The sequence below is a fragment of the Eubacterium sp. An11 genome (assembly GCF_002161065.1).
Classification (GTDB): Bacteria; Bacillota; Clostridia; order Lachnospirales; family Lachnospiraceae; genus Anaerobutyricum; species Anaerobutyricum faecale.
This window is the reverse complement of record NZ_NFLV01000058.1, coordinates 1-4,804: the sequence shown is the minus strand read 5'-3', so window position 1 is coordinate 4,804 and position 4,804 is coordinate 1. Positions and strand designations below refer to the sequence as shown.

The 4,804-nt window shown below is 32.1% G+C and carries 5 protein-coding genes and 1 pseudogene; 3 read left to right on the top strand and 3 right to left on the bottom strand.

The window, feature by feature from the left end; translation table 11 throughout:
• Positions 1–727, bottom strand: a pseudogene (locus B5E53_RS19900) (IS3 family transposase); the annotation flags it as partial.
• Positions 728–927: 200 nt separating this feature from the next.
• On the opposite strand from B5E53_RS19900, the gene B5E53_RS18275 reads away from it, so the two are divergent.
• Positions 928–1,152 (top strand): transposase, encoded by a 225-nt coding sequence (locus tag B5E53_RS18275; RefSeq protein WP_087317552.1) that lies wholly within the window; start codon positions 928–930, stop codon positions 1,150–1,152.
• Between the two features lie 164 nt (positions 1,153–1,316).
• Here B5E53_RS18275 and B5E53_RS18270 read toward each other — a convergent pair whose 3' ends face one another.
• Together B5E53_RS18270 and B5E53_RS18265 are read right to left on the bottom strand one after the other, a co-directional pair.
• Positions 1,317–1,634 (bottom strand): hypothetical protein, encoded by a 318-nt coding sequence (locus tag B5E53_RS18270; protein WP_087317550.1) that lies wholly within the window; start codon positions 1,632–1,634, stop codon positions 1,317–1,319.
• 19 nt (positions 1,635–1,653) lie between these two features.
• Positions 1,654–3,537: a metallophosphoesterase gene (locus tag B5E53_RS18265; protein ID WP_087317548.1), complete on the bottom strand. Its 1,884-nt coding sequence runs from the start codon at positions 3,535–3,537 to the stop codon at positions 1,654–1,656.
• A gap of 526 nt (positions 3,538–4,063) precedes the next feature.
• On the opposite strand from B5E53_RS18265, the gene B5E53_RS18260 reads away from it, so the two are divergent.
• Together B5E53_RS18260 and B5E53_RS18985 are read left to right on the top strand one after the other, a co-directional pair.
• Entirely contained in the window at positions 4,064–4,360 is a 297-nt protein-coding gene (locus B5E53_RS18260; RefSeq protein ID WP_087317546.1) for a transposase, read from the top strand.
• Positions 4,361–4,500: 140 nt separating this feature from the next.
• A partial coding sequence (locus B5E53_RS18985) for an IS3 family transposase (protein ID WP_162611974.1) occupies positions 4,501–4,804 on the top strand: 304 nt, incomplete at its 3' end.

The following is a 4,804-nucleotide window of genomic DNA, read 5'->3' as shown; positions in this document are numbered from 1 at the left end:
TGCAGTTATATCGTACATTATGGTCTTTTAGGAACAAATAGGTAAAGTCAATACACCATTTTTGATTCATAGCATCTGCCGTAAAGTTCTGTTGAATTTTGTTTTCGAATATTTTATGTGGTTTTCCCCTCTCATATTTCGGCTTCCTGGGGCGCACAATCGATTTCAATCCAAGCATGGAATTCATATATTTATGAATGGTCGTTTTACTGTACAGGAATCCCTCGTGTTCTAAGTATATCTGCATTTAGCGGTAACCATCTACGCCATGATGGTTATGATAAATATCTGTAATTTTTGACAAAACATTCTTGCGTTGCGCATAGTAATCCGCTTTCCGATGTTTTCGGTAGTTGTAATAAGCATTTGGGTAAATATGAAAACGTCGCAGGAGCCAACGCAAGCCAAATTCAACATGGTGTTGTTCTATAGATCGATAAACCTCTAATCGATTTCCTTCGCAAAGAATGCCGCCGCTTTTTTTTAATTCATTTTTCTTTTGGAGTTCTGCAAGTTGTTTCTTAAGTTATAGCTTCTTCTTCATATAATCATACTCGGCTTTGTCTTCTTCGTTTGTCTGGCATTCTACACGAAATTGTTCTGTCCAAACAGAAATGCTTGCTTTAGGTATACCGTATTCTGATGCAAGGCCTTTGAGGGATCTGCTCTCCTCAAGATGAAGGCAGATAATTTCCTTCTTGAATTCTGGTTCGTAGTTTTGACTTATTTATAACACACCTCGTTTCCTCCTAAGATTATATCTTATTAGGTTGAGCCGTTACAACTATGTTATATCACAACATAATACAAAGTGGATTAAAACATCTCTATACAATATGAGTCCATGGGGCATCGTCAAAGTCTCAGTTTAGTTACATAACCAGTCCAAGAAAATGTGCACCCCCATCCGAAATATATTCCCACTATATGTCTATTTCCAGAATTGCTCCCGTATCTGACGTCGTCATCTACTCTGAATACGGAGATTTATCGAATTTTTCTACACCCACTCAGATGCTTGCCTTTGCTGGTATTGAACCTAACACAAACAACATAGGAACAAGATTACACAGAGTAGCTATCATTTATATTGCTAATAAGCTTGTTAAAAACATTTATACATTGGAGAGAAAAATAGGAAACAGACTTTAATACCCAGAAAATCAGATGATTGTTTACATCAATAAACCTCATCCCATCTGAAATATGGTGTAATCAGATAATTTATTAACGTTACTTTTTTCAAAACAAAAAATCCTTAACTATTTATAGTTTCTCATTTCTTAATACTATGCTCTTGATTACATACAAGATTCTCACTTTCTACTAACTGCAACACTTGACATTGTTGGTATATTTATGAAAGTATTGGCAGGAACTTTAGCCAGATTATCACCAAAACATTCTATTGCATCTTTCACTCTCATTTCGACATATAATTTTTGATCATCATTTATATTTTGTATCTCTTCTAATATTATTCGTATTGTCTGATTTTTTTCTTTCTTCCGACTCAATTCTGATAATTGCCAGTATAACCTATTGGAATTCACCAATATTTTACTATTATATTCTAATTGTTTTAAATTATTACCTGGAACCAAATTTGATTTTAAATAACCTATAAACTGCATATTTATAACTCCTCTTTAACTATAATGAACGTACATAGTAAAAAATGTTAATAGGAAAATAATACAAAAAATCTTTTATAGCATTTCCTATTACTTCATCAATCCTTAAATAGTCTAAAATATATAGAATCCTCCTGTCTTCTTCATGGTAAACTGTCACTCCAAAAGTAAGTAATGGTCTGTTAATTTTAATTTCTTCTGTTAAGTTATCTCTCTTAATCCAATAATTTTTTTGAAATTTAGGAATAGCAGTTATAAAATCTTTCCATTGATTATCACTTTTTTTCTCATTTCTTTCAAAACTTTCTCCACAATATTTTTCATTTACAGAAGCAATAAGAGGTTGTTTTACTTCATATGCTTTTTCTAATAATTCTCCCCAATCTAACTCCTCCATTATATAATTTTCAAAATCCTTTCCATATAAACAGAGTTGAAAATATTTATCTTCCTTGCAATATCTAAAATGAACCCGTAATTTTAATTTTGGCCATCTCATATAAAAAACATCGTGTAAAGTTCTGCATATCTGCTGCAAATAAGTAGAGAACTGCATATACATTAATGGCTCTTTATTTTTCAAAACTTTTTTAAATTGTTTGTTTACCTTTCCCCCTCTAAATAAAAATTCTTCCCACTGCAATAGAAGTTCCTCATTCACCATTGTATTACGCCTTTTGATACCCTTGTTTGACATCCAATCAAAAACCACATTATCATACACATCCATTTTTAATTTTTCCAGATGATGAGTCATAGAACTTCTTATTTCTCCAAGCAATATTGCATATTCCCTCAAATCATGTACGATATCATCTGTAATGTAGCAGGCCTTTGGCGAACGATTCATTACTGTTCCTAGATTAAAATATGCTTGTGTTTTACAACTGTTAATTGGCATAATAATTTTATTATATTCCTTATTTCTTTTTTCCGTATAAATTCGAAAATCAGGCTCAAACACGAAATTATCATCCGAACTTCTGACATATACATCTATAGAATTTACATCCAAATTAAAAACATAACTTGCATATGTATGCGCATATGGATGGTCTGTATTTCCATCTGGCCATCCTAACCCTGACACCAATGTAGTCATTGAATGTCTGTTATTCTGCCAGTTAATCACATCCCTATTATGTGTATGTCCGCAGATATATATATTGGCATTCAAGCTATTATTACACAATATATCTGCCTTCATCATATTCTCTTCTTTTCCATCCAACCAATCTATTGGATGATGTGCCAATGCAACCGTCAGATCAAAAGGTTTATCTAATTTATTATACTCTATGTCATATTGACGTTTAATTTCCTCCATTTGAAACTCTCCCAACAAAAGATGACGTTCATCATCCTCTCCCAAGCAGCTCCATGCTGTATTAAATAACAGAAAACAAAGATTTTTTCCGTTAATTTGGATTGTTTCCACACCATAAGTATTCCTCTCTATATTTTTAGGATATATTATATCAGGAAATTCTTGATATATATCCTTTAACAATTCAAAATATTCATAAAAAGCCATTTTCAAATAATTCCAATATTGTTGGTAAAATTCCTGCTTTTTTCTTTGTCTTTGGAGAACATTATACTCTAAAATTAAAAATTCATCCATAACATTTCGTATTTTATCATGGTTACCCGGCACAATATATAATCCTTTTATTTTATGGCCCAATATTTGATATAATTTGCGAAAAAATACAATTGCATTATCTTTGTATTTATATTTTGCTTTATCTAGAATATCCCCAGTAACTACCAATATAATATTGTCCGATACCTTCATCTCTACCTCAATATCACGAATCAAATTTTCATGTAAAATGGATAATTTATTACCCTCTTTATTAAAATGTAAATCTGACAAATGTAATATAGTAAAATCATTCATACTTCTCCCTCCAAAAATAAAATTCTTTTCAATATCAATATTCTTCTCCCGATACACGGAAAGAAGAATATACTGTCTTTTTCCAATATATCTATTTTTATTTATTATATATAATAATAATAAATAATAATTTGTGTTTGTTGTTTTAGAATATCACAAAAAATATAAGTATTCAATCAAAATGTACTCTAAATACATATTTTTGCATATGCTATAATGCCATCAGACGTAAACGTAAAATAGGTTCTTTCCATAATTAGCTGATTTTATCTTGATAGAGTATTATAATAGGCATATATTTTAAGACTTTTGTTTTAAAATATATGCTAATCTAAAAGTATAAATGCGAGGGTGCGGACAAAAACCTGGACTAGAGGGAGGGATTTGTTCATATGTACTCACTGGAAGTAACCGCCTAATCTTAGGGCGCATTCCCGACTTTGCAAGTCTTGAAGTGATATACTAGAGTTGTAACAGTAATGGCTAATAAGTTATAATCAATTTATCAAAGGGAGAAGGAATTATTATGCCACAAAGTTACACATCTGAATTTAAAAAGAAGATTGTCCGTCTTCATCTAGAAGAAGGACGCACTTACAATAGTATCACTGCTGAATATGGCATATCGAAAGCCAGTATCTCCAAGTGGTGCAGAGAATTCAGCGAAGAATGCCAGGAAAAAGTCATCAAAAACCCAGATACTCCAAATGAATTGGATCTTATGAAAGAAAATCTCCGGTTACGAAAAGAATTGGAAGAGGCAAAAAAGGGAAATCTCTTCTTAAAAAAAGCCGCGGCATTCTTTGCAAAGGAAATCGATTAGAGGCTTATCGATTTATAGAATAACACCATGTTGAATTTGGCTTGCGTTGGCTCCTGCGACGTTTTCATATTTACCCAAATGCTTCTTACAACTACCGAAAACATCGGAACGCGGATTACTATGCGCAACGCAAGAATGTTTTGTCAAAAATTACAGATATTTATCATAACCATCATGGCGTAGATGGTTACCGCCAAATGCAGGTATACTTAGAACGCGAGGGATTCCTGTACAGTAAAACGACCATTCATAAATATATGAATTCCATGCTTGGATTGAAATCGATTGTGCGCCCCAGGAAACCGAAATATGAGAAGGGAAAACTACATAAAATATTCGAAAACAAAATTCAACAGAACTTTACGGCAGATGCTATGAATCAAAAATGGTGTATTGACTTTACCTATTTGTTCCTAAAAGACCATAATGTACGATATAACTGCA

What these genes read in the sequence shown, in the direction of transcription:
- B5E53_RS18275 (WP_087317552.1), top strand. Translation starts at nt 928, where the DNA reads ATGTCTATTTCCAGAATTGCTCCCGTATCTGACGTCGTCATCTACTCT.
- B5E53_RS18265 (WP_087317548.1), bottom strand. Translation starts at nt 3,537, where the DNA reads ATGAATGATTTTACTATATTACATTTGTCAGATTTACATTTTAATAAA.
- B5E53_RS18260 (WP_087317546.1), top strand. Translation starts at nt 4,064, where the DNA reads ATGCCACAAAGTTACACATCTGAATTTAAAAAGAAGATTGTCCGTCTT.
- B5E53_RS18270 (WP_087317550.1), bottom strand. Translation starts at nt 1,634, where the DNA reads ATGCAGTTTATAGGTTATTTAAAATCAAATTTGGTTCCAGGTAATAAT.